Here is a 26,152-nt window from a genome sequence, read left to right as displayed (position 1 = left end):
TCACCTCGGGGAGCATAGGGGCGTCGGGTCCGGCGTCAAACACCGGATCGGTGATATCGGACAGATTGGGGGAGAAATGAACCGGATCGGACGAGCCAGTTTCGCGGCGATTGCACTGAGTGGCTGGATGACCTCCTCCGCAGCTTTTGCGGGCGACCCGCAAGACGGCGCGGGCATTCAGCATGTCTGCATAGAGGCCGGTTTCGCGGAACCTGTCTGCACCTGCATTGTCCGGGAGGCCGGCTCACGTTTCACCCATGCCCAGATGCATGTGCTGGCACTGGCCATACCCGACCTGCGACGCATCTCCGAGGACCCGACCCTGATAGCCGACAACGAAGATGCCGAACATCTGTCGGCCGACCAGCTGGCGACCCTGCGCCAGCGGGCAGAGGACGCCGATCGGGTCATCCAGCAGGCCTGCGGCATCGGTTTGAGCCTCGACGCCGGTTGACGGCGTGTAGATTTGCCATCCGGCAGACCCGTCTGGTCAGCGCAGGTCCAACTCCACGATCGCGGTTGAGGGGCGTGTCTCTTCAGGGACCGACCCATCAGCCGGGAAAAGTGGCCAGGCGGCATTGGCCACCAGCCAAGCCCGACCGTCAGCGAGATCAACCAGGGTCGGCTCGGTATTGTCGCTCATGGCCACATGTCCGCGCAGCAAGACCTCGACATTGGCAACTTCAACGCCCGTCGGATCGAGATCAATAGCCATGACCTGGTGTGGCGCGGCGCCGTTTCTCACAGCAATGATCCGGCCGTCCCGGGTCTGGCGCAATCCGTCAATCCCGATCAGGCTGACATCCGAGGCGCGCACCAGGCTGGCGCTGCCATCGACCAGGTCAACCCGCCAGATCCCCATGGAATAATCGGCGACATACAGTGCTCCGCGGGCCAGTGCCACGCCTTGCAGGCTGACAAAGCGCGGGTCCTCGGCCAAGACCTCCAGTTCGCCGGACACATTGTCGAGCCGATAGACCCGTGGCGCCTGGCTGTCCGAAATGAAGGCGCTGCCATCGCGGACCACGAAATCGGCCATCTGCACAGCACCGTCGATCGTGTAGCGCCGGTACAGCTCGCCCGAAACGAGGTCGAAGGCGAACAGGGCTGTCCCCTCGGCCTCTCCTTCGTCCAGCGGTGTCTGCGGAACTGTGCCCGAGGCCGCCCACAGCATCCGCGTGCGGTCATCCACGAACAGGCCGAAAACCGACCACAGCCCGTCCTCCCGGTCAGCGAAGACAACCGGTTCGTCACGAGCAAAGGGTTCCAGCAGCAGGATTTCGCGCCGGGCGACGGAAGACACGAAGATCCGGTCCGTCTCGATGTCCACGGCCACCCCTTCAATAAGGGCGTCGGGTGCATGGATGCGGGCGACGATTTCACCGCGCCCCGTGGGCGCTCCATTAGCGACCAGCTCTGCCTGGATGGCAGCCAGGCGGTCACTGTCTGCCGCCTCGAGCAAGGCCAGTGTCTCATCGCCGATCTCGAAGACCAGACCTGCCCGGACCATGCCATCCAGCGCCTCAAAACCATCCTCGGCGCGTTCGGCCCGTGTCGCGATTGTCACCAGCGCGCGCAGCACCGCCGGGTGGGCCGGCTTTAGATCAAGTGCGGCCAGCATCAGGCGGCGGGCGCTTTCGGTGTCACCCGCCCGCAGGGAACGTCCGGCTTCGCTGAACAGTTCCAGGGCAATGGTCTGCGGCGTCGGCGCGACGGCATCCTCGTCCTGCCCGCGAGCCGGTTGGGCCAGCAAGCCCATGAATGCCGTGGCAATTGCCAGCGACTGAAGTGTCATCAATGGTTTGAATGCCATGTGCCCAGTTTCCCCCCGAACGCGGCCTGCTTGCGACCGTTTCGGGGATAATATGAGAATTTGCCAAGTCTGGAAGTCACAGCCGCGTGCATCGCGGTTTTGACCGGATCAGATGTCCAGTTCAATCGGTCCTTCATCCTCGACCGGCCCGGTCAGGATGACGTGGTTGTCGCTCTTGCGCCATTCGACCGAAAGATCGCCGCCATCGGCATGGATCATGGCCTGGCGATCGCACAGGCCCCGCCTGTGTGCGGCGACCAGCGCGGCGCAGGCGCCGGTACCGCAGGCGGCCGTGATACCGGCGCCCCGCTCCCAGACGCGCAACCGGATATGGCGGGCGTCCAGGATCTGCGCGAAACCGGCATTGACCCGCTCCGGAAACAGCGGGGCATGCTCGACGACCGGGCCGAGACCGGTGACCGGAAAGTTGGCGATGTCGCGGATGAAGAAGACCGCGTGGGGATTCCCCATCGAAACGGCCCCGGGTGCCTCGATCCGGACGCCATCCTTCTCCACGGCGAAGTCGAGCTGAAGGGTGTCCATCGGGCGGACGAGCGGAATTTCCGTCCAGTCCAGGCGGGGCTCACCCATGTCGACGCTGACTGACATCGGACCGGCATCGCGGGCCAACAGGACACCGCCTGCGGTGTCGAGGCTCAGCGTGTCGGAACCTGTTTCCTGCATCATCGCCCAGGCCGCAGCGCGGGTCCCATTGCCGCAGGCGCCGACCTCGTCGCCGTCGGAATTCCAGATACGCATGAAGGCGTCCGACGTGTCGCTGTCTTCCAGCACCAGAAGCTGGTCGAACGGGTGGGCGCGTGCCATCGCCTTCACCGAATCCGCCGACAGGTTGAACACACCAGCCCGGCCGCGCACATCGGCGAGGATGAACTTGTTGCCGGCACCATTCATCAGACGAGCGATCATCCTGCTGCGATAACGCTCCCGTCCCTTTACGTCCAGCACCGCTCCGGTGTTAATTGCGGCACACACATCAGAGGGAAGAGACTGATGAAATTTTATCAGACGTTTTGGGCGATCTCTGCCAGCGCCGCCATCCTCGCGGCCTGCACACAGCCTGCCAGCAATGAGGGCGACCAATTGGCCGACACGACACCTGAGGCGCCCGCGGAACGCCAGATCGTCGAAATCGATCCCAATAATGATCCGCGGGTCTGGCTGGAAGAGGTCGAGGGCGAGCAGGCCATTGAATGGGTCGAGGGTCAGAACGAGCGCACATTCGCCCGTCTGCAAGGCGATGAGCGCTATCAGGGCCTGTACGATCAGGCGCTGGCCATTGCCCAGTCCGAGGACCGCATTCCCTACGGCTCCTATTCCGGCGGCTATATCTGGAATTTCTGGCAGGACGCCGAACACACGCACGGCCTGTGGCGCCGGACCTCGCTGGAAAGCTATCTGACCGACGCGCCGGAATGGGACGTGGTGCTCGACCTCGATGCCCTGTCCGAAGCTGAAGACCGCAACTGGGTCTGGCGCGGCTCAAATTGTCTGGCGCCGGCCTATGAGCGCTGCATTCTGACACTGTCGGATGGCGGCTCCGACGCGGCGGTCCGCCGGGAGTTTTCCATCACCGACCGAGCCTTTGTCGACGGTGGTTTCGAGACGCCGGAAGCCAAGGGCGGGGTCAGCTGGATCGACGAGAATACGCTGATGGTCGGCCTGGCGACCTCGCCGGAAGACTCCACCAGCTCGGGCTATCCCTCGGTTGCCTACCGCTGGGAACGCGGCACCGATCTCGCCGATGCCACTGAAGTGGTGCGCGGCGACCAGGACGATGTGGGTCTCTTTGCCTTTCGCGCCGAGGACCATGACGGCACCGTCTACATGATGGCGTCCGAAGCCAATACTTTCTACGACACGAGCTGGTGGTACCTGCCGGCCGACGCCGGTCCGGTGCAGCTGCCACTGCCCAGCAAGTCGTCGATCCAGGATCTCTACCAGGGCGAGCTGGTCTTCACGATCGAGGAAAACTGGACACCTGTGGAGGGCGGAGAAACCTTCCCGCAGGGCGCGCTCCTGTCCTTCAACATGGCTGAATTTGCCGCCACCGGTGAGCTGCCGGACGTCCGCACGGTCTTCGTGCCGGGCCCGCGCCAATCGCTGGGTGGCATGGGTTCGACGGCCTCGGCCTTCCTGGTCGCGATCGACGAGAATGTCGTCGGCGGTCTCGAAGCCTTCCACTTTGCCGACGGACAATGGTCGTCGGAGACCGTTCCGGTTCCCGCCAACATGACGATCAGCCTGCGCGGCACTGACAATCATCACGATGTTGCCTTCATGAATGCCGAAGGCTTTTTGACGCCGGACAGCTATTTCATGGTCGATGCGGCCGAGTTGACGGTCGAGGAAATCAAGTCCATCCCGGCCCGCTTTGACGCCGAAGGCCTGGTGGTCGAACAACTCGAAGCCGCCTCTCCGGACGGCACGATGGTGCCCTATTTCGTGGTCCGCCGCGAAGACACGGTTATGGACGGCACAACGCCGACCCTGCTTTACGCCTATGGCGGATTCCAGGTCTCCATCCGCCCGAGCTATTCCGGTTCACGCGGCCAGCTGTGGCTGGAAAATGGCGGCGCCTACGTGGTCGCCAATATCCGCGGTGGGGGCGAGTTCGGACCGGCCTGGCACCAGGCGGGCCTGAAAATGGATCGCCAGCGCATCTATGACGATCTGATTGCGGTCGCCGAGGACCTGTCGACCCGTGGCATCACCAGCCCGCGTCATCTCGGCGTCTATGGCGGTTCCAATGGCGGTCTGCTGACCGGTGTCATGTACACCCAGCGTCCGGACCTGTGGAACGCCGTTGTCTCGGCCGTGCCGCTGCTGGACATGCTGCGTTATCACACGCTGCTGGCCGGCGCGTCCTGGATGGGTGAATATGGTAATCCGGAAGATCCGGATGAGGGCGGTTTCCTGCGCTCGATCTCGCCCTATCACAATGTCGATGCGAACGGCGATTATCCGGAAATCTACCTCTACACCTCGACCAAGGATGACCGCGTCCATCCGGGCCATGCCCGCAAGATGGCGCATCTTCTGGAAGAGCTGGGCCATGACTATCTCTACTACGAGAACATGGCAGGCGGTCACGCCGCCGCCGCCAATCTCGAGGAGCGGGCCCGCAGTGAAGCACTGCTCTACACCTTCCTGATGCAAAAGCTGATGGATGATACCGATCCGCTCGACGCCGAATAGGGTCGACCTGATGCAGAAGAAAGGCTCCGGAGCTAAGGCTCCGGGGCCTTTTTTGTAGGCGTCTGGCAGGCACCCTCGTCCCCACACGCTTATGCGCCGGATGATGGGAGGGAAGGGCAAGGTTCCTGGATTTTTCTGTCGGGGCGCACTTCCCTCTCACCGATCGGAGAGAGGTGAGCTTTGCGCGGTCAGGTCCATCCCCTTGATGGTCGATGACCTGCGATTGCCATTGAACCAAACCGACGCCGCGATACACCTTGCTCCCATGACCGAGTTCATCACCGACCTCTCCCGTCTGATCGTCCAGCTGTTTGCGGTCTGGCTGATCGGCGTCGCCGGGCTATGCCTGTTGCGGCCAGGCTTGGCCCTCAAGGCATTGGAGGCCATGGGATCGACACCGTTCATCCACTTTGGCGAACACGCCCTGCGCGCCCTGGTCGGCCTGGCCCTGATCGGCGTGGCCGACGCCACGACCTGGCCGCAGGCCTTTTTCTGGGCCGGGGTGTTCATCGTCGGCAGCTCCGCGCTCATCGCCATCGCACCCCGTCGCTGGCACCACGCCTATGCGAAATTCTGGGCAAGGCATTTGCCGCCCTGGTCGCTGCAAGCGATGGCGCCGTTCACAGTGGTGGCAGGCGGGGCGCTGGCCTGGGCGGTGAGTTGAGACGGGGAGGATTTCCGGTTGTCCTCCCGGACGCAAGCCGGGCCCTGAGCAGGTCATCCGCCCGGGATGACATTGGATCAAGAGAAAGCTGGCTTGGGACCTCGCTCCTCCCAATCGCCACCGCACTCCACCCATGACCGGACGCCTCGCCCGCGCTAGTCTCGCCCGCAACTGATTTGCCCGCCTGCCGATCCGCCCGGAGACACACCCCATGGCCACGACCAAACCCGTCGACGAGACCAGCCACGTCTATCTGATCGACGGGTCGGGCTATATCTTCCGGGCCTATCACGCACTGCCACCTTTGACCCGGACCGACGGGACGCCAACCGGGGCGGTGCAGGGCTTTTGCAACATGTTGTGGAAGCTGCTGGAAGACCTGAAGGGTGACGATCAGCCGTCGCACCTGGCGGTGATCTTCGACCATTCCGGCAAGACCTTCCGCAATGATCTCTATGACCTCTACAAGGCCAACCGGCCCCCGGCGCCGGAAGATCTGATCCCGCAATTCTCCATCATCCGCGATGCGACCCGCGCCTTCGGCACGCCCTGTGTCGAGCTGGAGAATTACGAGGCCGATGACATCATCGCCACCTATGCCCGCCAGGCCGAGGCGCTGGGTGCGGATGTCACCATCGTCTCGTCGGACAAGGATCTGATGCAATTGGTGACCGACAAGGTCTCCATGTTCGACGCCATGAAGAACAAGCGCATCCAGGTCCCTGAAGTGATGGAAAAGTTCGGCGTCGGGCCGGACAAGGTCATCGATATCCAGTCCCTGGCCGGCGACAGCGTCGACAATGTGCCCGGCGTGCCCGGTATCGGCGTGAAGACGGCGGCGCTGTTGATCAATGAATACGGCGATCTCGACACGCTGCTCGAGCGGGCCGGTGAGATCAAGCAGAAGGGCCGGCGCGAAAAACTGCTCGCCCATGCCGAGGATGCCCGCATCTCGCGCGACCTGGTGACCCTGAAACTCGATGCGCCCATGCCGGAAAGGCTGGAGGAATTCGGTCTTGCCGAGCCCGATCCAGACGTCCTCGTCCCCTTCCTGCGGGAGATGGAATTCCGCTCCTTCACCCGCAAGGTCGAAGAAGCTTTGGGCGGACCGCGGGCCGATGAGACCGGCGATGCCACGGCGCCCATCAATCGCGACGACTATGAGTGCGTAACGACAATGGAGGCGCTCGAGCGCTGGATCGCCAAGAGCTTCGAAGCCGGCCAGATCGCCGTTGATACCGAGACCGATGCCCTGTCCTCGACCGCGTCCGGCCTGGTCGGCATTTCGCTGGCCACAGCGCCGGGCAGGGCCTGCTATATCCCGCTCGCCCATGTCGACCCGCAGGGCACGGGCGACATGTTCGACACCGGCGCCGCGCCGGAACAGATCCCGATGGATCAGGCGCTGAAGGTACTGAAACCCCTGCTGGAAGACCCGGCCGTGCTGAAGATCGGCCAGAATTTCAAATATGATCTCGGCGTGTTGTCGCGCTATGGCATTGATGTCGCGCCCTATGACGACACCATGCTGATCTCCTATGTCATGGAGGCCGGCCTGCACGGGCATGGCATGGACGCGCTGGCCGAACTTCATCTGGGCCATACCTGCATCCCCTTCAAGGAGATCTGCGGCACCGGCAAGAACCAGATCACCTTCGACAAGGTGCCGCTGGACAAGGCGACGCTCTATGCCGCCGAAGATGCCGACATCACGCTGCGGCTGTGGGAAATCCTGAAACCGGCCCTGGTCGCCAAGAAAATGGCGACGGTCTATGAGACGCTGGAACGGCCGATGGCCGATGTGCTGTCGAAAATGGAGCGGGTCGGCATCAAGGTCGATCCGGACCAGCTAAATCGCCTGTCCTCCGATTTCGGCCAGAAGATGATGGCCGCCGAGGCCGAGGCCCATGAGGCCGCAGGCCGCGACTTCAACGTTGCGTCACCGAAACAAATCGGGGAAATCCTGTTTGGAGAGATGGGGTTACCCGGTGGCAAGAAGACCAAGACCGGGGCTTGGTCGACCGATGCCGCCGTGCTCGACCAGCTCGCGGCCGAGGGCCATGCCCTGCCGGTCGCGCTGCTGGAATACCGCCAGTTTGCCAAGCTGAAGTCGACTTATTCCGACAGCCTCTTCGCCCATATCAATCGCGACACGAAGCGCGTCCACACCTCCTTCTCCTTGGCCGCGACCACGACCGGGCGCCTGTCCTCGACCGAGCCCAATCTGCAGAACATCCCGATCCGCACCGAGGCTGGCCGCCAGATCCGCGAAGTCTTTATCGCCGAACCGGGCCATGTCCTGGTCGCCGCCGATTATTCCCAGGTCGAGCTGCGCCTTCTCGCCCATATCGCCAACGTTGAAAGCCTCAAACAGGCCTTCCGGGACGGCACCGACATCCATGCGATGACCGCCTCGGAAGTGTTTGGCGTGCCGATCGAGGGCATGGATCCGATGGTCCGGCGCAAGGCCAAGGCGATCAATTTCGGCGTCATCTACGGCATTTCCGCCTTCGGCCTGGCCAACCAGATCGGGGTCAAGCGCGACGAGGCCAAGGCCTTCATCGACGCCTATTTCGAGAAATTCCCCGGCATCCGCGCCTATATGGATGAGATGAAGGCCAAGGCCGCCGAGACCGGCTATGTCGAGACCATTTTCGGCCGCCGCGCCCATTTCCCGGGCATTCGCGACAAAAACCCCAATATGCGCATGTTCGCCGAACGCCAGGCCATCAACGCCCCGATCCAGGGCTCAGCCGCCGACGTCATCCGCCGGGCCATGATCCGCATGGATGACGCGCTGAACGCCGCCAATCTCGATGCGAAAATGCTGCTCCAGGTGCATGATGAACTGGTGTTTGAAGTGCCGGAAAACCAGGCCGCCGATCTGATTGCGCTGACAGCAAAGGTGATGGGTGAGGCCTGCTCGCCCGCGCTGGAGCTGAGCGTGCCGCTGGTGGTGGACGCGAAGGCGGGACGGACCTGGGGTGAAGCTCATTGAATCAAACGCGATCTTGGCGAGTAAATCGCGCCAGACCCGCCTAATCTTAAGGAGCAGCCGGCATGGCTCAGCCATATCAAGCCAAGTTCATCCATTTCGGCCTGCCCAAATGCGGGTCCACATTCCTTCAGAGCGTCTGGGGTGAGGACAAGCAGTACACTGCGTCCAATCTCGGTGCGGCCGCCAATGCGGCGCGGCAACTCGCCGCCAAGGGTCAGCTAACCGGACTTCCGCGGCTCGATTTCGGCGTCACCCCAAAGGCAGGCACAACGCTGATCGCCTCGTCCGAAGGGTTCGCCTGGGCTTATATGGACCAGCCGAAACTCCTGCCCAAAATTGCTGACCTGCACCGGGTCGCCGCCAGCATCACCGGACAGGCCCGGATTTCACACACGGCGCTTTTTCTTGTCCGCAACCCGCTGGACTGGGTCCGCGCCGCGCATGAGCAGTCAATCAAGGAAGGCGGCTTCGGAAATGGCGCCGAATTTCTCGCTACCCACGGCGCCCTGGTGGAACATGCACTCGATCTCGCCCATATCCAGGCGACTTATTCGCAGCATTTCCAGCGGGTGGTCTTCCTTTCCGCCGACGAGATGCGGCACGAGCCCGATGCTTTCTGGGCCCGCTACAAAGCGGCGCTTGACGCACCGATACCGAGAGGGGCGGCGCTCAAGCGCGTAGCTGAGGATGACAGCTATTCCAATGTGTCCTTGCGCGAGCGCATGGTCATGTTTGCCCGCCTGAACAAGGTGATTGGTGGTGTGGCCACGGCCTGGGCCGGTTTTCGCAAGGTGCCTGCGCACGTGGCAAAGGAGCGCGATCACTTCCTGGCGCAATTCAACCAGTCCCGCCTGTGGGCTGCGCGGCGGGTCAGCGAGCTGTCCAGCGCCGACGAGTTGCAGGCCCTGCTCGGCGGCGCCCATGACGATATCACCGAGGGCTTCACCGACCTGCCGTTGTCAGATGCGCTCAAAGCTCTCCTTCGAACCCGTTTCTGTGACGTGATCGACACCATCGACACCATTCCCGATGCGTTGAAGACAACCTACCGCGAGGCCCTCGCCTAGCGATCCCGCGCTTGGGGGGGGCGTCACGCCACCCGCCTGTCCCGCAGCTCGCCCCGTCGCCAGCTATTCGCCAGGAAAAGACCCGTCACGACAATGATCATCGCGACGACGGGCCAGGAATCCTCCGGGCCGGCGAGGCCACCAATCAGGTCCCCGGTCTTCGCCCCGCTTTCGCGGGGCACTCGTCGGGGATAACAAACATTATGTGGTTGGGACGAAAAACGCCCGCCTGAAACAGGCGGGCGTCTTCGAATTCGTCGCGAGGGCAGCGCGCGTTAAGCGTCGACTTCCGCTTCCAGCGCGTGTTCCTGGATGAAGTCGCGGCGAGGTTCGACGACGTCGCCCATCAGCTTGGAGAAGAGCTCGTCAGCAGTGTCGGCATGGGTCACGGACACCTGCAACAAGGACCGAGCATTGGGGTCGAGCGTGGTTTCCCAGAGCTGGCCGGGATTCATTTCGCCCAGACCCTTATAGCGCTGGATTTTCATGCCCTTGGCGCCGGAGACGACAACAGCATCGACCAGTTCGCGCGGCGAGTTGATGGTCACCGGGCCGGATTTCGGGACGAAGCTGGCCGGGCCGGCATAGTCATCAGAGATAGCCGTGGCGCGCTCATTGAGACGCTTGGCATCCGGGCTGGCCCGCAGGCTGCGGTCCAGCACAACGGTTTCCATCACACCGCGCACTTCGCGTTCAAAGACCAGGCCGCCATCTTCGCCATCAACACGGCCACCCCAATTGTCCTCGCCCTCATCGGCGAAGGAATTGAGCCGGGCAGCCGCGCGTGTCACGGCCGCTTCGGACGGTTCGGGGACCAGGGCACCGGCCATGGCGGCAGCCTCCAGGGCAAAACCCGGTGCGCGCGCGGTCATGCGGTCAATGGACAGCTTGACCTGGCGCGCCGCGGCGACGCGGGACGCCAAATCCTGACCGGTGACGACTTCGCCGCCATGCAGGGTCAGATGCGCCTCGGACACACCTTCCTCGATCAGGTAGGCGTCCATCTCGGCCTGGTCCTTCACATAGCGTTCGGACCGGCCCTTGGCGATTTTGTAGAGCGGCGGCTGGGCGATGTAGAGATAGCCCTTCTCGATCAGCTCCGGCATCTGGCGATAGAAGAAGGTCAGAAGCAGGGTGCGGATATGGGCACCATCGACATCGGCATCGGTCATGATGATGACCTTGTGATAGCGCAGCTTCTCGTAATTGATCTGGTCGCGGCCGATACCCGTGCCGAGCGCCGTGATCAGCGTGCCGACCTGTTCCGAGCCGAGCATCCGGTCAAAACGGGCCCGCTCGACATTGAGGATCTTGCCGCGCAACGGCAGCACGGCCTGGTTTTCCCGGTGGCGTCCCTGCTTGGCAGAGCCGCCGGCTGAGTCGCCCTCAACGATGAAGAGTTCGGACTTGGCCGGATCCTTCTCCTGGCAGTCCGCCAGCTTGCCGGGCAGGGAGGAGATTTCCAGCGCCGATTTGCGGCGGGTCAGCTCGCGCGCCTTGCGGGCCGCTTCACGGGCTGCCGCAGCCTCGATGATCTTGCCGACCACCATTTTCGCTTCGGTCGGATGTTCCTCAAACCACTCCGCCAGCGCCTCGCCCACAGCGCCTTCAACGGCGGGGCGGACTTCCGACGAGACCAGCTTGTCCTTGGTCTGGGAGGAGAATTTCGGGTCCGGGACCTTCACCGACAGCACGCAGGTCAGGCCTTCGCGGGCATCATCGCCGGAGATCGAGACCTTGGCCTTGGAGGCCAGACCCGACGAGGCCGCATAGGTGTTGATGATGCGCGTCAGCGCGCCACGGAAACCGGCCAGGTGGGTTCCGCCATCGCGCTGAGGGATGTTGTTGGTGAAGCAGAGGACATTCTCGTGATAGCTGTCATTCCACTCCAGCGCCGCTTCCACCGCCACGCCATCCTTCTCGCCGGTGATCAGGACCGGCGGGGTGAAGATCGGGGTCTTGTTGCGATCCAGGTGGGCCACAAAGGCAGCTACACCGCCATCATAGACCATGGTGTCGGAATAGAGCTCGGCCTCACGCTCATCGCGCAGGGTGATCTTGACGCCGGAGTTCAGGAAGGCGAGTTCGCGCAGGCGATGCTGCAGCGTTTCGCGATTGAACTCGGTCATGGTGAAGGTTTCTTCCGACGGCATGAAGCGCACTTCCGTGCCCTTTTGGCCCGGCTCGGCATCGCCCATCACCTTGAGGTCTTCCTCGGCATCGCCGCGGCGGAAACGCATCCAGTGCCGCTTGCCATTGCGCCAGATGGTCAGGTCCATCCAGTCGGACAGGGCGTTCACCACCGAGACGCCGACGCCGTGCAGACCGCCGGAGACCTTGTAGGAATTCTGGTCGAACTTACCGCCGGCATGGAGCTGGGTCATGATGACCTGGGCCGCCGAGACGCCTTCTTCCTGGTGGATGTCAGTCGGGATGCCCCGGCCATCATCACGCACCGAGGCAGAACCGTCGGCATGGAGCGTCACCAGGACTTCCGAACAATGGCCGGCAAGGGCTTCGTCGATCGCGTTGTCGACGACCTCATAGACCATGTGATGGAGACCCGAACCGTCATCGGTATCACCGATATACATGCCCGGGCGCTTGCGCACGGCGTCGAGCCCTTTGAGGACCTTGATCGACTCCGCGCCGTATTCCTGATTCGCTTGTTCCGTCATGGTTTTGTTGTACAGGTTTCGCACGCCTGTGACCACTCGCGCGCACACGCGTACATGCGCGCGCACGCGTGAGTCACGGGGCCGGTTTTCTGGTGGTGCGACGCATCAACCAGCGCCGCCCGATCAGACCGATCAGGACCAGTAACAACACGGCTCCCGCCACCGCCAGCCAAGCCCGGATGCCACCGCCCTCAAGGCCCCGGATTGCGGCATGACTGGCAAAGGCGATCAGGGCCATTTTCGGCACGCTTCCGATCGCTGTGCCGGCAATGAAATCACGGAAGCGCATGGGTGTGCAGCCGGCAGCGATATTGATGATGATGGAGGGCAGTGTCGGCACCAGCCGGATCACCGCACTTGCCCAGAAGCCATGTCGCGCCAGCTCGTCCATGACGATGCGGGCATCCGGTCCCGCATGACGGTCGATCCAGCCCGACCCGACGCGGCGGCCCACCAGAAACCCGAAAGCGCAGGCGAGGACCTTGCCGGTCCAGCTGTAGGCGAAGCCGGCCCAGGGCCCGAACGCGGCCACGAGCGCCGCAATCAGTACGGCCTGGGGCGCGCCGAGCGTGATCAGAAGGGTGAAGACCAGAATGGCCACCGGCGGCGCCCAGGCCTGGCCGCCGATCGCCGCCAGCCCGTCCAGTGCCTGCCGGGTCACCGCCTCGGGCAGAAACAGGGTCGCAAAGCCGCCGAGCGAAAACAGGGCAACCAGCGCGAGGACCATGACGACCTTGCCGGGATGGCGCCGGAACGCCGATACCAGCTCGCGGCCGATCACCCGTCGGTCCCGGGCGCATTGCCAGAAGCGCGATAGAGCGTCAGCGCCATCTCATCGCCATTGGAGTAGTTTTGCCCTTCGATCAGCGCCAAGGGTTCCAATGACACATCAATTGCCGCCGCCCGGGCCAGGAAATCGTCAACCTCGGTCGCGTCGAGCAGGGCCAGCGAGCAATCCATGTCCGCGGCCAGCTGGTCCGCCGCGTCGATCGGGCTGGCCGCCAGCACCGTGTCATACGGCCCGTGTTGATAGACGAGGCTGGGCTCGCGAAAGGCCGACGTGACAAGCCGGGTCGGCGTGCAGTCCCCATGGGCATCAACCGCCGCCACGATCCGTGGGGTCAGCCACAATGTCTCGAGCCGCGGCAGTGTCCCGCCATAGACGGTCACCGCGCCCAGCGCGCCGGCGGCCAGACCCGCGAGAAGCGAGGATTGCCGTCGCCCGGTCAGATAGAGCCCGACAGCCAAGGCGGCGGCGACAAAGACTGCCACGCCGGCCATCACCAGAACCGGGGATAATCGCCCCTCGGCCCAGTGCAGACCGGCCGGACCCAGCGCCGCGACCAGGCCACTGAAGGCAAGCCAGACAATGGCGTAAATACCCGCACCGATGCGCACCCAGAGCGGCGAGCGCGCCTGCCCGGGCAGGAAGATTGCCGCCGCCGCCAGACAGGCCATCGCCGGATAGAGCGGCATGATGTAGTGCGGCAGCTTGGTGGCGATCAGCTCGTAAGCGATCCAGGCCGGCACGATCCAGGCGATCAGATAGCGCACCGCCGCCTGGCCACGATTGGACCAAGCCCAATGAGCAGCAAAGACGAAGAAGAGTGAACCCGGCCAGAAGGTCAGCGAGAACAGGCCGAGATAATAGCCCGGCGGTCCGGCATGCGATTGCTGGCTCTCACCCACCTTGCCCATCAGGCTGTCGCCGACAGCCTCGGCGTAAAATCCACCGTCCGAGACGATACCGATAGCCACATACCAGGGCAGGGCAATCAGCAGGAATAGCGGCACGCCCCACAACGGTTTGAGTTCTTTCAGCCAGACGAACTTGCGGTCCCAGACCAGCAGGCCGGCCAGTGCGAGGCCGACAAAGAGCAGGATGATCGGCCCCTTGACCATCATGCCGGCCCCGAGCGCCGCCCAGAACAGGGCCGGTCGCCACCAATGCCCGACCGGTTCGAGATAGATCCGCATCAAGGCCAGATGGGCGGCGGTGATGGTCGCCAGCAAGACCGCATCGGTCTTGGCGATCCGCGCCTCAAAGCCGACGGCAAAACTGGTTGCCACCAGCAGGGCCGCGGCGAGGCCGGCATGGCTTCCGTAGAGCCGGGTCGCCAGCGCGCCGGTCATCAGAACGGCGGCGAGAATGCCGAGGAAGGAGGGGATCCGGTGCGCCCAGATGGCGCGCTCATCGCCGGTGCCGGACACCGCCACAGCGAATGATTGCAGCCAGTAGACACCGGCCGGCTGGAGATAGCGTTGCTCCTCCTGGAACCGGATATCGATGAAATCGCCGGTCGCCAGCATCTGGCTGGTCGCCACGGCATAGCGCGACTCGTCCCGGTCGACCGGCGGAATGGATGCAAGACCCGGCAGAAGAACGAGCGCCGACAGGGCGACGAGAACCAGCCAGTCCTTCCAGCCCAGGCGATGCCCGTCCTGGGTCACGACTGACGCTCTTCGATCCGGCCCGGCGCCTTGGTCCGGCGGACCAGCCAGATAACGCCCATCGTGTCGAAAATCCCGACGAAGGCCCGACCAATATTGGTGTATTTTGACTGCCCTGCATGACGGGCGCGGTGCTGGACAGGGTGATTGATCAGCGGATGCCCATAGCGCTGGAACAGCGCCGGCAGGAAACGGTGCATGCCCTCAAAACAGGGCAGGAGCAGGAAGCTGTCGCGATTGAAAACCTTCACGCCGCAGCCGGTATCCGGGCAATGATCCCCCAGCACGGTGGCGCGGAAGCCATTGGCGATGCGCGTCGCGATCAGGCGCGAGACGGGGTCATTGCGGCGAACGCGGGTACCGGCGACCAGTGGCGCGTCGCCCTCAGCAGCCCAGGCTTTTTCCAGCATGTCAGGCAGATCGGCCGGATCGTTCTGGCCATCGCCATCGAGCGTGGCGATCCAGGGCGCGCGCGCCGCCAGGACACCGGACCGCACCGCCTGCGACTTGCCGCAGCGATGGTCATGGCGCACGAGCCGGACCCGCGGGTCGGCATCGGCAATGCCTTGCAGGATGTCTGGCGTCGCGTCCGTCGAGCCATCGTCCACAAAGACGATCTCAAAGGCGCCGGCGCGCTCCATCTCGCGCAGCACTTCGTCGCAAACGGCGGCGACATTCTCCGCTTCGTCCAGCACAGCAATCACGACAGACGCGCGCAGGGTTGCATCCGTCCGGTCCGGGCGGCGGAAATCCGTGTTGATCGTCTCGCTCATGAACAGCCCCAATTGTGCGCGCGGGCCCAGTCGAGTGCGCGGGCCCGGTTGTGCGCGCGGGAGTGTGTGCCGCTTTGGCCGCCGTTTCAAATACCAATGCCGGTGAAAAATGCGAACGCGTCAGCTAGCGCAGCAGCAGAAGCAGGGCGATGGCGGTCATGACGCAACCGGTCAGGATATCGGCGCCGCGTCGCACGGTCGGTGTGGACAGCCAGGCCCGGGCGCGGTGGGCAGCGGCGATATAGAAAGCCGCGGTCGGAACCGCCATCGCGACCATGATCAACAACATCGCGGCAAAGCTCCAGGGCGTGATCGCCTCGATCGGCACGAAGGCCGGAACCAGCGTCAGATAGAAGACGATCGGCTTGGGATTGGAGAGCGGCATCGCGATGCCGGCCAGGAAAGTCGCGATCCAGCCGCGTTTCGAGCCGACCTTGAAGACCGGCTTCGGTCGCGCGCCGGTCCAGGCGCTCCAGAAGGCCTTGTACGCCATCCAGCCGAGATAGGAGGCCCCGACCAGCTTGGCGGCCAGCCAGAATGGGCCCAATTGTTCCGCGACCGCAGACAATCCTGTCACGGCAAGTGTGAACCAGAACATGTCGCCCAGCAGGATGCCCGCGCCATACATGGCCGCGTGCCAGGGGCCGGTATCCAGCGTGCGGGCGATCATTGCCGCAATGCCGGGCCCCGGCGTCAGGAACAGGACAAGCAGGGCACCGGCGAAGAGCAGAAGGGTTTCGATCGTCATGGCAGTCCGCGTTCAGAGCGGCCCGGCTATAGCGTGTATTCCGGCAGGCCGTCGAAAGCCGAACGCAGCGCATCACCCCAATCACGAGACAGCTGGGCATACCAGGCGTCATCTTCCTCGACCCGTCTTTGCACACCCAGTTCCAGACTGTCGGCCCGATAGGCATGCAGGTCGAGCGGCATGCCGACCGAGAGATTGGCCTTCAGCGTCGAGTCGAATGACAGGAGCAGCAGTTTGATGGCCGACTCCATGCGCATCGCCTTGTCGAAGGCACGAACCAGAATGGGGCGCCCATATTTGGTCTCGCCGATCTGGAAGAAGGGCGTTTCGTCGCTCGCCTCGACGAAATTGCCTTCCGGATAGACCATGAACAGGCACATTTTCTGACCGGCGATCTGGCCACCCACAATCAAGGTCGCACCAAAGGGCGACTCGGATGTCGGGCCGTCGCCGGCCTGCTCGGCAACACATTCCCGGAGTGTCCGGCCTACAATGGTGGCTACCTGGAACATGGTCGGCGCTTCCATGATCGACGGAGCCCGGTCGGCCGGCGCCTTGAGCCGCTCCTCCAGCAGGCTGATCACGGCCTGGGTCGTGGCCAGATTGCCGGCGGTCATGATGGTGATGACCCGCTCGGCTTTCTTTTCCCAGGTAAAGAGCTTGCGAAACTTGGACACATTGTCGACGCCCGCATTGGTGCGCGTGTCGGACATGAAAACCAGGCCCGCATCAAGTTTCAGGCCAACGCAATAGGTCACGAATCAGTCTCCCGCGACGTGGTGAGCCACAGCGTTACTGCTGCACTTGAAGCGAGACAAGCATCGACTGCCCGCCGCCGCCGAAAGTGACACCAGCGACCGGAGCCGCTTCGGAATAATCGAGGCCTGTGGCGATTTTCACATATCGCTCGTCAGGCGAAATTCCGTTCGATACATCGAAACCGACCCAGCCCAACCCATCGATATGCACCTCGGCCCAAGCGTGACCGGCCTCCTGTTCGACGCGATCGTCCATGAACAGATAGCCGCTCACATAACGGGCCGGATAACCCAGCAGCCGAGCCGCCGCGATGAAGATGTGGGCATGGTCCTGGCACACACCCTGACCGCTCGCCAGCGCGTCTTCGGCCGTCGTGGTCGCCAGGGTCGTATCGGTCCGGTAGGCGACTTCACCGGAGATGAAGCGGGCAAGGTCGTGAAAGGCGGTGACGTCCTGACCGTCCATCGCATCGAAGTCACGGATCAGGGCCCGCAACTTCGTCCCGGCTTTGGTCAGTGGCGTTTCGCGGCGGAAATACCAGAGTGGCGCGGTGCCGTCATGGCGGCCAACAATGCCGTTCTCTTCCCGCGTCTCGACCTCGCCCTCACAGACCAGGCTGATCGATGTGCGCTCGGGATCGATGCGGACCAGATCAACGATGTTCATGTGCTGGTCGTTGAAACGGGCCTCTTCGCTGCCTCCCTCGATCCGCAAGGTCCACCGCAGGACGGTCTGGTGAGCGCGGGTCATCGGCGTCAGGCGCACCTGCTGGAGCCCGTAGGGAACCGGTTCGGCGAAGTCGTAGCGGGTCATGTGGGAGATGTTGAGGCGCATGGGTCTCACTCGTAGAAGCGGTAATCCGTCTCGATCTGACGACCGAGCGAATTGATGGTGGCGAGAAAGTCGGTCAGATACTCATGCAGGCCGATCTTGAAGACCTGGTCGATCGACTGGCCGCGCAGGCGCTGACGCAGATCCAGTGCGATATCGAGACTGGGCATGTGAGCACCACCATAGGCATCCTTGAGATAACGCAGATTGCGCACAAACTTGTCGCTGCAATAGATCAGGGATCGCGGCATCTCCGGTTCGAGTATCAGGAATTGGGCGATCGAGGACGGGCTGGCATCGCCGCCATGGAGCCATTTGAACGCCCGCTCAGCCGAGGCGCAGCGAAGCACCATCTCCCATTGCACATTATCAAGCGACGAACCGACGAAGGATGTCGAAGGGAGGAGGACATAATATTTCACATCCAGGATCCGGGCGGTGTTGTCGGCGCGCTCGGTGAAGGTGCCCAAGCGGGCAAAACTGAAAATGTCATTCCTCAACATCGTGCCATGATAGAGGCCACGGACGAGCCCGCTCTGACGACGGATCAGGCTGAGCACGTCGGGCAGATCGCCCTGTTTGACCGGCCGTGCGAGACGTCCGCGCAACGTCATCCAGCCTTCATTGACCGACTCCCACACTTCCCGCGTCAAGGCTGTGCGAACCATTCGGGCATTGGACCGGGCTGCGTCGAAAACCGACATCACACTGGACGGGTTGTCCCGGCTTCGCAGCAGGAAATCGATAACGCTGGCGCTGTCGAAACCGGCATTCTGCTCCAGATAGGCATCGCGACAGCCGGCCGTCGCGACGATGGATTCCCATTCCGCCTCGCCGTCGGCGGCGCGTGTGAGGGCCAGCCGGAAGCCGGCTTCGACCAGTCTGGCCGTGTTTTCCGACCGTTCGAGATGGCGGAACATCCAATAGAGGCCTGAGGCATGTTTTCCGAGCATGTGTCAGTCCTCCAAAACCCAGGTGTCCTTGGTGCCGCCGCCCTGTGAGGAGTTCACCACCAGCGATCCCTTTTTCATGGCGACACGGGTCAGGCCACCCGGCGTCAGGCGGACCCCGTCCGGCGCCACAAGCGCGAAGGGACGCAGATCGACATGTCGCGGCGCCAACCCGCCGCGCGTGAGGACAGGAACGGTCGACAATGCCAGGGTCGGCTGGGCGATATAGGCCGCCGGCCGGGCCTTGAGCTTGGCCTTGAAGGCGGCGAGCTCCTTTTTGGATGCCGCCGGTCCGACCAGCATTCCATAGCCGCCGGAGCCATGGACTTCCTTCACGACCAGCTCGGCCAGGTTGTCGAGCACATAGGCGAGCGATTCCGGCTCGGCACAGCGCCAGGTCGGGACGTTTTTGAGGATCGCTTGCTGGCCGGTATAGAATTCGACGATCTCGGGCATGTAGGAATAGATCGCCTTGTCATCGGCGACGCCGGTACCGGGTGCGTTGGCGATGGTGATTCCGCCGGACCGGTAGATGTCCATGATGCCGGGAACGCCGAGCAGGCTGTCCGGACGGAAGTTCAGCGGATCCAGATATTCGTCGTCCACACGCCGGTAGAGCACATCGATCGGCCGGTAGCCCCGGGTCGTGCGCATTGCCACCCGGCCGTCGACGACCTGCAGGTCGCTGCCCTCGACCAGCGCCACACCCATCTGCTCGGCGAGGAAGGCGTGTTCGAAAAAGGCCGAGTTGTGCAGACCCGGAGTCAGAACAGCAATGACCGGCCGACCGGCACAGGCTGGCGGCGCGCTCTTGGCCAACGCCCGGCGAAGCTCGGTGGGATATTCGGAGACTGGCTGGACCCGGATTTTGGAGAACAATTCCGGGAACATCTGCAGCATCGTCTCGCGGTTTTCCAGCATGTAGGAGACGCCGGAGGGGGTGCGGGCATTGTCCTCGAGAACGTAGAACTCATCCTTGCCGGTTCGCACCAGATCGGTTCCGACAATGTGGGTGTACACGCCGCCCGGTGGCGTCACGCCGATCATTTTTGGCAGGAAAGCGTCATTATTGGCGATCAGGCTTTCCGGGATCCGGCCGGCACGGATGATGTCCTGGTCGTGATAGATGTCATGCAGGAAGGCGTTGATTGCCCGTACGCGCTGATCAATGCCCTTTTCCAGCCGTGCCCATTCGCGGGCCGAGATGATGCGGGGCACCACATCGAACGGGATCAGTCTTTCGTCGGCATCTGACTGGCCATACACATTGAAGGTGATGCCGACACGCCGGAAGAAGGCCTCGGCTTCCTTTGCCTTGGATCGCAGGCCGGACGGGTCCGTCTGCTGAAGCCAGTCCTGGTAGGCAACATAGGGTTCGTGGACACCACCAGCCCCGTCGAGCATTTCATCGAAAAACACGCCAAACTCCCTTTCGTTCGCAGCGCAGGGACCACCCGGGCCCCGGGGGCCGGTTGGGTGACCTGTGCCGCGCGCACCAGTCGTATCGATCATGTCGTCGCGTCGCATTTTGCGATGCCGGCCCGGATTGGTTCCATTGTGCCTGTGGAGCACGAAGTCCGGCTGGAGACCGATCTGGAGCGGCCCCTGCTGGTCAGTTCGGCGGTTGCCCGCCACTCACCGACAGCTTTCAACTATCTCAAAGGGTTATCCGCTCAACCGCCCGGCTGCAAGCCTCATCCGTCCGGCTGCCCCCGATCCGGTGTGACGAGATAGCCGTAAAGCGTGTCAGCGATGGCCGCGACGAATTGTTCTTCGCCAAGGGTGAGCACAGCGGCGGCGCCCTCATCAGGATAGATGGCCCGCTCGATCGGCAGGGTATTCATCAGGTAGGTGAACATCTGTGCGGCCTCGGCCCGATCGGTCCGCTTCACCTCATCACCGAAGACGTCAAGCAGGCTTTTGGCGGACTCCCGGGCCTGGTCGAGCATGGCTTCCCAGTCATCCCCGATCAGGTCCGGACGCAGTCGGCTGTATATGTGGGCCGCCCGGACCAGATAGCCGTGTTGGTCGAGAAACCGCCACCCGGTGCGGCATGCCGCATGGAGCGCCGCCCGCAACCCCTCAGCGGGTTCGATCTCGAGCCGGCCCTCACCGGCCATGAAAATCTCGAGGCGCTCGCGATACAGTTCGAAGATGACCGGTATGAAGGCATCCTTGTTCTCGAACCGACGATAGACAGCGCCGACTGACAGGCCGGCGGCGTCAGCCAGCTCGGCTATGGTGACATCGGCGAAGGCCTTTTCGCGCAACTTGGTATCGAGCGCACGCACCAACCTGTCGCGTGTTTCGCGTGATCTCGCCTGTTGCGTCGGCCGCACCCCTTGACTCATCTCTTTGTCACCTCTAAATGTGAACGCGAATTCGCATTCGCATAATATCCTTTTGATCGCATGCCAAAACGGATCCGGTCAAGACTTGAGTGGAGAGCCTCGCATGCAGACCCTGATAGAAACACCGTCCCTGATTGTCGGCCTGCTGGCCATTGCTGCGGTGCTGGTCGCCGGCATCATCAGCGACATCCGGCAGAAAGCCCGCTCCGCTGAAGACCGACAGCCGGTCATCCGGCAATACCGCAAAACCGGCCTGACGCTTTGGGCGCTATGCCTCGCCACCCTCGCCTGCTGGCATGTCGCCGGCCTCCCCTTTGGCCAACTGGGGCTGCAAGCACCGGCCGGATGGCGTGGCGCGCTGGCCTGGGCACTGGCTGGCGCCGCGATCCTATACGGCCTCTACTCGCTGATCACCGCCGCTTTGAACCGGACTGCTCGCAGCGCGCTGCGCACCCAGCTGGATGAGGCAGAAGGCTTCGACCAGCTGCGCCCGCGACGTCTGTCCGAACATCTCGGCTTCCAGGCCCTGTCCATCACCGCGGGGATAACCGAGGAGATCATTTTCCGGGGTTTCCTGATGGCGACGCTGGCACTGGTGATGCCGATCTGGGCGGCGGCATTGGCGTCCATCAGCCTGTTCATCATCGCCCACGCCTATCAGGGCATGTCGGGAATGTTGCGCATCCTGCCGATCACCGTGTTGATGACAGCGGTGGTCCTGCTGGGCGGATCATTGTGGCCGGCGATCATCATCCATGCTCTTGCTGACGCATTGGCCGGCTGCCTCGTCGCCCTGACCGATGCCCATGCCCGTGCTGATCAGGCGATGGCAGACCAGGAGGTCTCGGACGGGCCGGGTGAGGCTGACGCCCTCCCGGCCTGACAGGTTTTCCTAGGGCAGGGCCCGGACACCACCCTCGTGCACTTCGCGGTACTGGATCGCATCGCCAAAGGGCTCGAACAGGACTTTTTCGACCCCCGTCAGCCAGGCTTGCGATCCGGATGCGAGAATCTCCCGGGCCAGGCCGTCACGGCGCAGCGCGTCAAGATGGGCGCAGGCTTCATCGAGCAGCAACAGCGGGGCGACGCCCCATTGCTGGCCCAGCGCCCGGGCCTGGGCCAGGGCGAGCGTGAGGATCAACGCCTTCTGCTCACCAGTGGAGCAATCGCCGGCGGGCTGGTCCTTGGCCCGGTGCCGGGCGAGCAATTCTGTCCGGTGTGGCCCCCGCGTCAGTGTCCGCCCGGCCGCCGCGTCGCGTCGACGACCATCCCGGAGCGCGGCAAGAAAACGGTCCTCCGCCTCGCCCGCCGTCAGGCCCTCGGCCAGGTCCGCTTCGACGGCCCCGTCCAGAGCCAGGTCGGCTTGCGGGAACACCCCTTCGGGGCGCTGGTCAATTTCGCCCTGAAGGCGGATCAGCGCGTCGAGGCGCGCCGCGGCCATGGCAACCCCGTGACCGGCCATTTCCACTTCGATCGCGCCGAGCCAGGACGGATCCTGCCCACCCTCATCCAGCAAGCGCTGCCGCCGGGTCCGGCTTTTCTCATAGGCACTCGCCGCGTCAGCATGGGCCGGGTCGGCGGCATGGACCAGACGATCGAAGAATTTCAGACGATCTGCCCGCGGCCCGGCGAACAGACGGTCCTGCGCCGGGGTCAACCAGATCATCGGCATGAGGCGGGCCAGCGCATTCTGGGCAGCAGGCTCGCCATCGATCCGGGTCTCCCGGCGGGCCGAGCCACGCGCGCCGACCCCCAACCGGAAGCCACCCTCGCGCGTATCGGCTTCGGCAAACACCGCCCATTCAGGGGCGATATCGGCTCCGCTCCTTGTTGCAACCCCGTCGGCTCCGGCCGAGCGCATGCCGCGACCCGGTGCCAGAAAAGAGATCGCTTCGAGGAGGTTGGTCTTGCCGGCCCCGTTTTCGCCGAACAGGGCGACCGGCGCAGGGGACAGTTCGAGATCGAGGTCGGGATAGCTTCGAAAATTGGTGAGCCGCAAACGACGAACCGCCGCAGGTGGGACCGGCGGCGGTGTCTCAGTTGTCATCGTGTCGGCCTGCTCCGTCACACCCGCAGCGGCATCAGCACGTACAGCGCGTCCGGATCACCACTGTCGGTCACCAGGGCCGGCGAGGCGGCATCGGCGAAATGGAAGCGGGCCTCGTCGCCTTCGATCTGGGACGCGACGTCCAGCATGTAGCGCGCATTGAACCCGATCGCGAAACCTTCGTCCGAATAGGAAACCGCAAGCTCTTCCTCGGCCTGTCCGCTCTCGGGATTGTTGACCGCCAGCGTCAGGGCATCAGCGCCCAGGGACAGTTTCACCGAGCGCGACTTCTCGACGGAGATCGTGGCTACACGATCAACAGCCTCGGCGAAGCGCTTGTTCTCGACCGACATCAGGCGCGTATTGCCACGCGGTATGACGCGCTCATAATCCGGGAAGGCGCCATCGATCAGCTTGGACGTCAGAACCGCTCGGCCCAGACGGAAACGGATCTTGCCTTCGGATACGGAGACTTCAACATCGTCGTCCGCGTCTTCGAGCAGGCGTTTGACTTCCTGGACCGTCTTGCGCGGCACGATCACGCCCGGCATGCCGTCGGCACCGTCCGGCAGATCGACTTCCGCCAGCGCCAGACGGACGCCGTCGGTCGCCACAGCGCGCAGCGTCTTGCGACCATCCTGGTCGGCGGCATGCAGGTGAATGCCGTTCAGATAATACCGGGTCTCCTCTGTGGAGATGGCAAAGCGGGTCTTGTCGATCAGGCGCGCCAGCTCGCGAGCCGGAACCTGGAAACGGTGCTCAAGATCCTCGGTCGGCATGACCGGGAAATCGCCCGGCGGCAATGAGGGCAGCGAAAAACTGGAACGGCCGGCCTTGAGCGTCAGGCGCGGGTCGCTGCCATTCATCTCAAGGGTCACATCGGCACCATCCGGCAATTTGCGGGTAATGTCATAGAGGGTGTGCGCCGGCGCCGTGACCAGACCTTCGCCATCACAACTGGCATCGGTGGTCTCGAGTATCTCGATATCGAGGTCGGTTGCCGCAAAGCTGGCCCCGTCAGGGCCGGCAGAGATCAGCACATTGGACAATATCGGAATGGTGTTGCGCTTTTCGACAACGGCCTGAACGTGGCCAAGTGCCTTGAGGAGCGTCGCGCGCTCGATCGTCAGCTTCATATTTCGCGTTCCGCTTTCAACGTCTTCTGCTTCAGCTTCCTGAATCCGCGTCGAAGATCAATGGTCGAAGATCGATGACTGTCTGGACGGCACGGCACACAAATCGCCCGCACCATTGAGGATGGGTCAAAGAGGATACATGAATTCGCAGGTTCGCAAGAAATTTATCCAGCGTCGCCACGAATTTCCAAGGGCCCAACCGCCTGGGTCAGCCCTGCAACTCTCTGGTCAGGGCATCAATCTCGTCCGCAACCGAGTCACCGGCATCAATCATCCCGGTCACCTTCGACACCGCATGGATCACCGTCGAATGGTCGCGCCCGCCAAAGCGCCGCCCGATATCCGGCAAGGACCGGGTCGTCAGTGTCTTGGCGAGATACATCGCGATATGTCGCGGACGGACCACGGCCTGGGTGCGGCGCTTGGAACAGATATCCGCCGTCGAGATGCCGAAATGTGTCGCCACGACCTTCTGGATTTCATCGACCGTCAACCGGCGTTCCGAGCTCAGCGACAATTCGCGCAGTGCCGTCGAGACGACCTCCATTGTCACCGGCTGTCCGATCAGCGCCGTACGGCAGATGACGTTGTTGAGAACGCCCTCCATTTCCCGCGGGCTGGACGTGATCCGAGCGGCGAGGAAATCGCGCACCGCCTCGGACACGTCAAAAGTCGGGTAGTGGCAGGTCGCCTGGGCAATCTTGCAATCCAGAATTTGCCGACGCAGGTCGAGATCGGGCTTGCCCAGCGGGCAGGACAGACCACCGGTCAGCAGCGAGCGCAGGCGTTCATCCTGCATTTGCAGCTCTGCCGGCGGTTTGTGGGATGCCAGGACGACCTGCTTGTTCTCGGCGACCAGGGCCGCGATCGTGTGCAGGAATTCGTCCTCGGTCTTCGGCTTGCCGGCGATGAAATGGACATCGTCAATCAGCAGGACATCGACGCCACGGACGGTTTCCTTGAAGGAGATCGTGTCGCGGGCCTTCATGGCCGTCACAAAGCCGGACAGGAATTCTTCGGCGGTCAGGTAAAGCGCCTTGCGGGGGCGGGATCCGTTCCGGGCCGCACTGGCGACCGCGTGCAGGAGGTGCGTCTTGCCGACACCGTAATCTCCATAAAAGAACACCGGATTGAAGGGCGGCGTGGAGGCTCCGACCATGGTCCGGGCTGCAGCGGCCGCAACCTCATTGGCCGGCCCGACGCGGAAGCTGTCGAAACTGAAGCGGGCATCGCCCGGGGATGTTCCGTCCGCCGGAGTCTGCGCCGTATCGGCGGTCAGGCCGGTCGGCGCAGGACTGCGCGACGCGGCGGCCGGAAGTCGCGCCGCCATCACGGGTTGCGGAGCATCTTGCCCTTCGGCCAGCAGGTGAACGTCACGGTGCGACGGATCGAGTTCGGCCCAAAGTGCCCGAATTCGCGCTCCCCAATGGTCCTCGACCCAATCACGATTGAAGTTGCTCGGAGCAATGATGACCAGGGCGCCTGTTTCGGACAGACGAACCCGCAATCGGGCAATTTCCTGCGAGTAAAGCGCAGGTCCACACTCCTCACGGAGATGGGCGCGCACCCGGCGCCAGATTGCCGAAATTCCCCCTGCGTCAAGCCCGTCAATTATTGCGGTGTTCGCCTCGGAAACAGCCAGTTTGTTAAATGCCATTGTCGATCACACT

21 protein-coding genes are annotated in these 26,152 nt (G+C 63.4%); 6 read left to right on the top strand and 15 right to left on the bottom strand.

The window, feature by feature from the left end:
- The first annotated feature begins 76 nt into the window (after positions 1–76).
- Positions 77–454 carry a hypothetical protein gene (locus tag MMAR10_RS00105; RefSeq protein WP_011641964.1) on the top strand — a complete coding sequence of 126 codons (378 nt, stop codon included), beginning with the start codon at positions 77–79 and terminating at the stop codon, positions 452–454.
- Positions 455–490: 36 nt separating this feature from the next.
- Here the strand turns inward: MMAR10_RS00105 and MMAR10_RS00100 are convergent, their stop codons facing one another.
- Together MMAR10_RS00100 and dapF are read right to left on the bottom strand one after the other, a co-directional pair.
- Positions 491–1,813, bottom strand: coding sequence for a hypothetical protein (locus MMAR10_RS00100; RefSeq protein WP_011641963.1), 1,323 nt, complete (start codon positions 1,811–1,813; stop codon positions 491–493).
- 108 nt (positions 1,814–1,921) lie between these two features.
- Positions 1,922–2,740 carry a diaminopimelate epimerase gene (dapF, locus tag MMAR10_RS00095; RefSeq protein WP_041636650.1) on the bottom strand — a complete coding sequence of 273 codons (819 nt, stop codon included), beginning with the start codon at positions 2,738–2,740 and terminating at the stop codon, positions 1,922–1,924.
- An 84-nt stretch (positions 2,741–2,824) separates the two neighbouring features.
- Here dapF and MMAR10_RS00090 point away from each other — a divergent pair, with 84 nt between their 5' ends.
- From MMAR10_RS00090 to MMAR10_RS00075, 4 genes are all read left to right on the top strand, one after another.
- Positions 2,825–5,029 carry a prolyl oligopeptidase family serine peptidase gene (locus tag MMAR10_RS00090; RefSeq protein ID WP_011641961.1) on the top strand — a complete coding sequence of 735 codons (2,205 nt, stop codon included), beginning with the start codon at positions 2,825–2,827 and terminating at the stop codon, positions 5,027–5,029.
- 265 nt (positions 5,030–5,294) lie between these two features.
- Entirely contained in the window at positions 5,295–5,693 is a 399-nt protein-coding gene (locus MMAR10_RS00085; protein WP_150099664.1) for a hypothetical protein, read from the top strand.
- A gap of 211 nt (positions 5,694–5,904) precedes the next feature.
- Positions 5,905–8,691, top strand: coding sequence for a DNA polymerase I (gene polA, locus MMAR10_RS00080; protein ID WP_011641959.1), 2,787 nt, complete (start codon positions 5,905–5,907; stop codon positions 8,689–8,691).
- Positions 8,692–8,753: 62 nt separating this feature from the next.
- The gene (locus MMAR10_RS00075) at positions 8,754–9,758 is read left to right on the top strand and encodes a hypothetical protein (RefSeq protein WP_011641958.1); all 1,005 of its coding nucleotides are present in this window, start codon (positions 8,754–8,756) and stop codon (positions 9,756–9,758) included.
- 275 nt (positions 9,759–10,033) lie between these two features.
- Here MMAR10_RS00075 and gyrB read toward each other — a convergent pair whose 3' ends face one another.
- The 10 genes from gyrB to MMAR10_RS00025 form a co-directional block, all read right to left on the bottom strand.
- Positions 10,034–12,436: a DNA topoisomerase (ATP-hydrolyzing) subunit B gene (gyrB, locus tag MMAR10_RS00070; protein ID WP_011641957.1), complete on the bottom strand. Its 2,403-nt coding sequence runs from the start codon at positions 12,434–12,436 to the stop codon at positions 10,034–10,036.
- A 73-nt stretch (positions 12,437–12,509) separates the two neighbouring features.
- Positions 12,510–13,217 (bottom strand): TVP38/TMEM64 family protein, encoded by a 708-nt coding sequence (locus MMAR10_RS00065; RefSeq protein WP_011641956.1) that lies wholly within the window; start codon positions 13,215–13,217, stop codon positions 12,510–12,512.
- Complete coding sequence (locus MMAR10_RS00060) at positions 13,214–14,887, bottom strand: ArnT family glycosyltransferase (RefSeq protein WP_011641955.1); 1,674 nt, start codon at positions 14,885–14,887, stop codon at positions 13,214–13,216. The genes MMAR10_RS00065 and MMAR10_RS00060 overlap by 4 nt, the downstream gene beginning before the upstream one ends.
- Positions 14,884–15,660, bottom strand: coding sequence for a glycosyltransferase family 2 protein (locus tag MMAR10_RS00055; protein ID WP_011641954.1), 777 nt, complete (start codon positions 15,658–15,660; stop codon positions 14,884–14,886). Before MMAR10_RS00055 ends, MMAR10_RS00060 begins: the two co-directional genes overlap by 4 nt.
- A 124-nt stretch (positions 15,661–15,784) precedes the next feature.
- Positions 15,785–16,408, bottom strand: a complete 624-nt coding sequence (locus MMAR10_RS00050; RefSeq protein WP_011641953.1) for a LysE family translocator — start codon at positions 16,406–16,408, stop codon at positions 15,785–15,787.
- Positions 16,409–16,434: 26 nt separating this feature from the next.
- On the bottom strand, positions 16,435–17,166 hold the full coding sequence (locus tag MMAR10_RS00045) for a peptidase (RefSeq protein ID WP_011641952.1): 732 nt from the start codon (positions 17,164–17,166) through the stop codon (positions 16,435–16,437).
- 34 nt (positions 17,167–17,200) lie between these two features.
- Positions 17,201–18,001 (bottom strand): transglutaminase family protein, encoded by an 801-nt coding sequence (locus tag MMAR10_RS00040; RefSeq protein WP_011641951.1) that lies wholly within the window; start codon positions 17,999–18,001, stop codon positions 17,201–17,203.
- A 5-nt stretch (positions 18,002–18,006) separates the two neighbouring features.
- Positions 18,007–18,951: an alpha-E domain-containing protein gene (locus tag MMAR10_RS00035; RefSeq protein WP_011641950.1), complete on the bottom strand. Its 945-nt coding sequence runs from the start codon at positions 18,949–18,951 to the stop codon at positions 18,007–18,009.
- Positions 18,952–18,954: 3 nt separating this feature from the next.
- A complete protein-coding gene (locus MMAR10_RS00030; RefSeq protein ID WP_041637091.1) occupies positions 18,955–20,352 on the bottom strand; it encodes a circularly permuted type 2 ATP-grasp protein in 1,398 nt (465 codons plus the stop codon).
- A 290-nt stretch (positions 20,353–20,642) separates the two neighbouring features.
- On the bottom strand, positions 20,643–21,239 hold the full coding sequence (locus tag MMAR10_RS00025) for a TetR/AcrR family transcriptional regulator (RefSeq protein ID WP_190273939.1): 597 nt from the start codon (positions 21,237–21,239) through the stop codon (positions 20,643–20,645).
- A gap of 163 nt (positions 21,240–21,402) precedes the next feature.
- Here MMAR10_RS00025 and MMAR10_RS15860 point away from each other — a divergent pair, with 163 nt between their 5' ends.
- Complete coding sequence (locus tag MMAR10_RS15860) at positions 21,403–22,182, top strand: CPBP family intramembrane glutamic endopeptidase (RefSeq protein WP_011641947.1); 780 nt, start codon at positions 21,403–21,405, stop codon at positions 22,180–22,182.
- Between the two features lie 9 nt (positions 22,183–22,191).
- Here the strand turns inward: MMAR10_RS15860 and recF are convergent, their stop codons facing one another.
- The 3 genes from recF to dnaA all read right to left on the bottom strand — a co-directional run bounded on the left by recF (position 22,192) and on the right by dnaA (position 26,139).
- A complete protein-coding gene (gene recF / locus MMAR10_RS00015) occupies positions 22,192–23,346 on the bottom strand; it encodes a DNA replication/repair protein RecF (RefSeq protein ID WP_011641946.1) in 1,155 nt (384 codons plus the stop codon).
- Positions 23,347–23,363: 17 nt separating this feature from the next.
- Positions 23,364–24,482 carry a DNA polymerase III subunit beta gene (gene dnaN / locus MMAR10_RS00010; protein WP_011641945.1) on the bottom strand — a complete coding sequence of 373 codons (1,119 nt, stop codon included), beginning with the start codon at positions 24,480–24,482 and terminating at the stop codon, positions 23,364–23,366.
- Positions 24,483–24,690: 208 nt separating this feature from the next.
- On the bottom strand, positions 24,691–26,139 hold the full coding sequence (gene dnaA, locus MMAR10_RS00005) for a chromosomal replication initiator protein DnaA (RefSeq protein ID WP_011641944.1): 1,449 nt from the start codon (positions 26,137–26,139) through the stop codon (positions 24,691–24,693).
- Positions 26,140–26,152: the final 13 nt, after the last annotated feature.

The sequence above is a fragment of the Maricaulis maris MCS10 genome (genome assembly GCF_000014745.1).
GTDB classification, from domain to species: Bacteria; Pseudomonadota; Alphaproteobacteria; order Caulobacterales; family Maricaulaceae; genus Maricaulis; species Maricaulis maris_A.
Note: the sequence above shows the minus strand (reverse complement) of the source record. Positions and strands in the feature narration are given on the sequence as shown.

Excerpts from the sequence above, each read along its gene's own strand:
- MMAR10_RS00105 (WP_011641964.1), top strand. The coding sequence starts at position 77 with ATGAACCGGATCGGACGAGCCAGTTTCGCGGCGATTGCACTGAGTGGC.
- MMAR10_RS00100 (WP_011641963.1), bottom strand. The coding sequence starts at position 1,813 with ATGGCATTCAAACCATTGATGACACTTCAGTCGCTGGCAATTGCCACG.
- dapF (WP_041636650.1), bottom strand. The coding sequence starts at position 2,740 with ATGATCGCTCGTCTGATGAATGGTGCCGGCAACAAGTTCATCCTCGCC.
- MMAR10_RS00090 (WP_011641961.1), top strand. The coding sequence starts at position 2,825 with ATGAAATTTTATCAGACGTTTTGGGCGATCTCTGCCAGCGCCGCCATC.
- MMAR10_RS00085 (WP_150099664.1), top strand. The coding sequence starts at position 5,295 with ATGACCGAGTTCATCACCGACCTCTCCCGTCTGATCGTCCAGCTGTTT.
- polA (WP_011641959.1), top strand. The coding sequence starts at position 5,905 with ATGGCCACGACCAAACCCGTCGACGAGACCAGCCACGTCTATCTGATC.
- MMAR10_RS00075 (WP_011641958.1), top strand. The coding sequence starts at position 8,754 with ATGGCTCAGCCATATCAAGCCAAGTTCATCCATTTCGGCCTGCCCAAA.
- gyrB (WP_011641957.1), bottom strand. The coding sequence starts at position 12,436 with ATGACGGAACAAGCGAATCAGGAATACGGCGCGGAGTCGATCAAGGTC.
- MMAR10_RS00055 (WP_011641954.1), bottom strand. The coding sequence starts at position 15,660 with ATGAGCGAGACGATCAACACGGATTTCCGCCGCCCGGACCGGACGGAT.
- MMAR10_RS00050 (WP_011641953.1), bottom strand. The coding sequence starts at position 16,408 with ATGACGATCGAAACCCTTCTGCTCTTCGCCGGTGCCCTGCTTGTCCTG.
- MMAR10_RS00040 (WP_011641951.1), bottom strand. The coding sequence starts at position 18,001 with ATGCGCCTCAACATCTCCCACATGACCCGCTACGACTTCGCCGAACCG.
- MMAR10_RS00035 (WP_011641950.1), bottom strand. The coding sequence starts at position 18,951 with ATGCTCGGAAAACATGCCTCAGGCCTCTATTGGATGTTCCGCCATCTC.
- MMAR10_RS00030 (WP_041637091.1), bottom strand. The coding sequence starts at position 20,352 with ATGCTCGACGGGGCTGGTGGTGTCCACGAACCCTATGTTGCCTACCAG.
- MMAR10_RS15860 (WP_011641947.1), top strand. The coding sequence starts at position 21,403 with ATGCAGACCCTGATAGAAACACCGTCCCTGATTGTCGGCCTGCTGGCC.
- recF (WP_011641946.1), bottom strand. The coding sequence starts at position 23,346 with ATGACAACTGAGACACCGCCGCCGGTCCCACCTGCGGCGGTTCGTCGT.
- dnaN (WP_011641945.1), bottom strand. The coding sequence starts at position 24,482 with ATGAAGCTGACGATCGAGCGCGCGACGCTCCTCAAGGCACTTGGCCAC.
- dnaA (WP_011641944.1), bottom strand. The coding sequence starts at position 26,139 with ATGGCATTTAACAAACTGGCTGTTTCCGAGGCGAACACCGCAATAATT.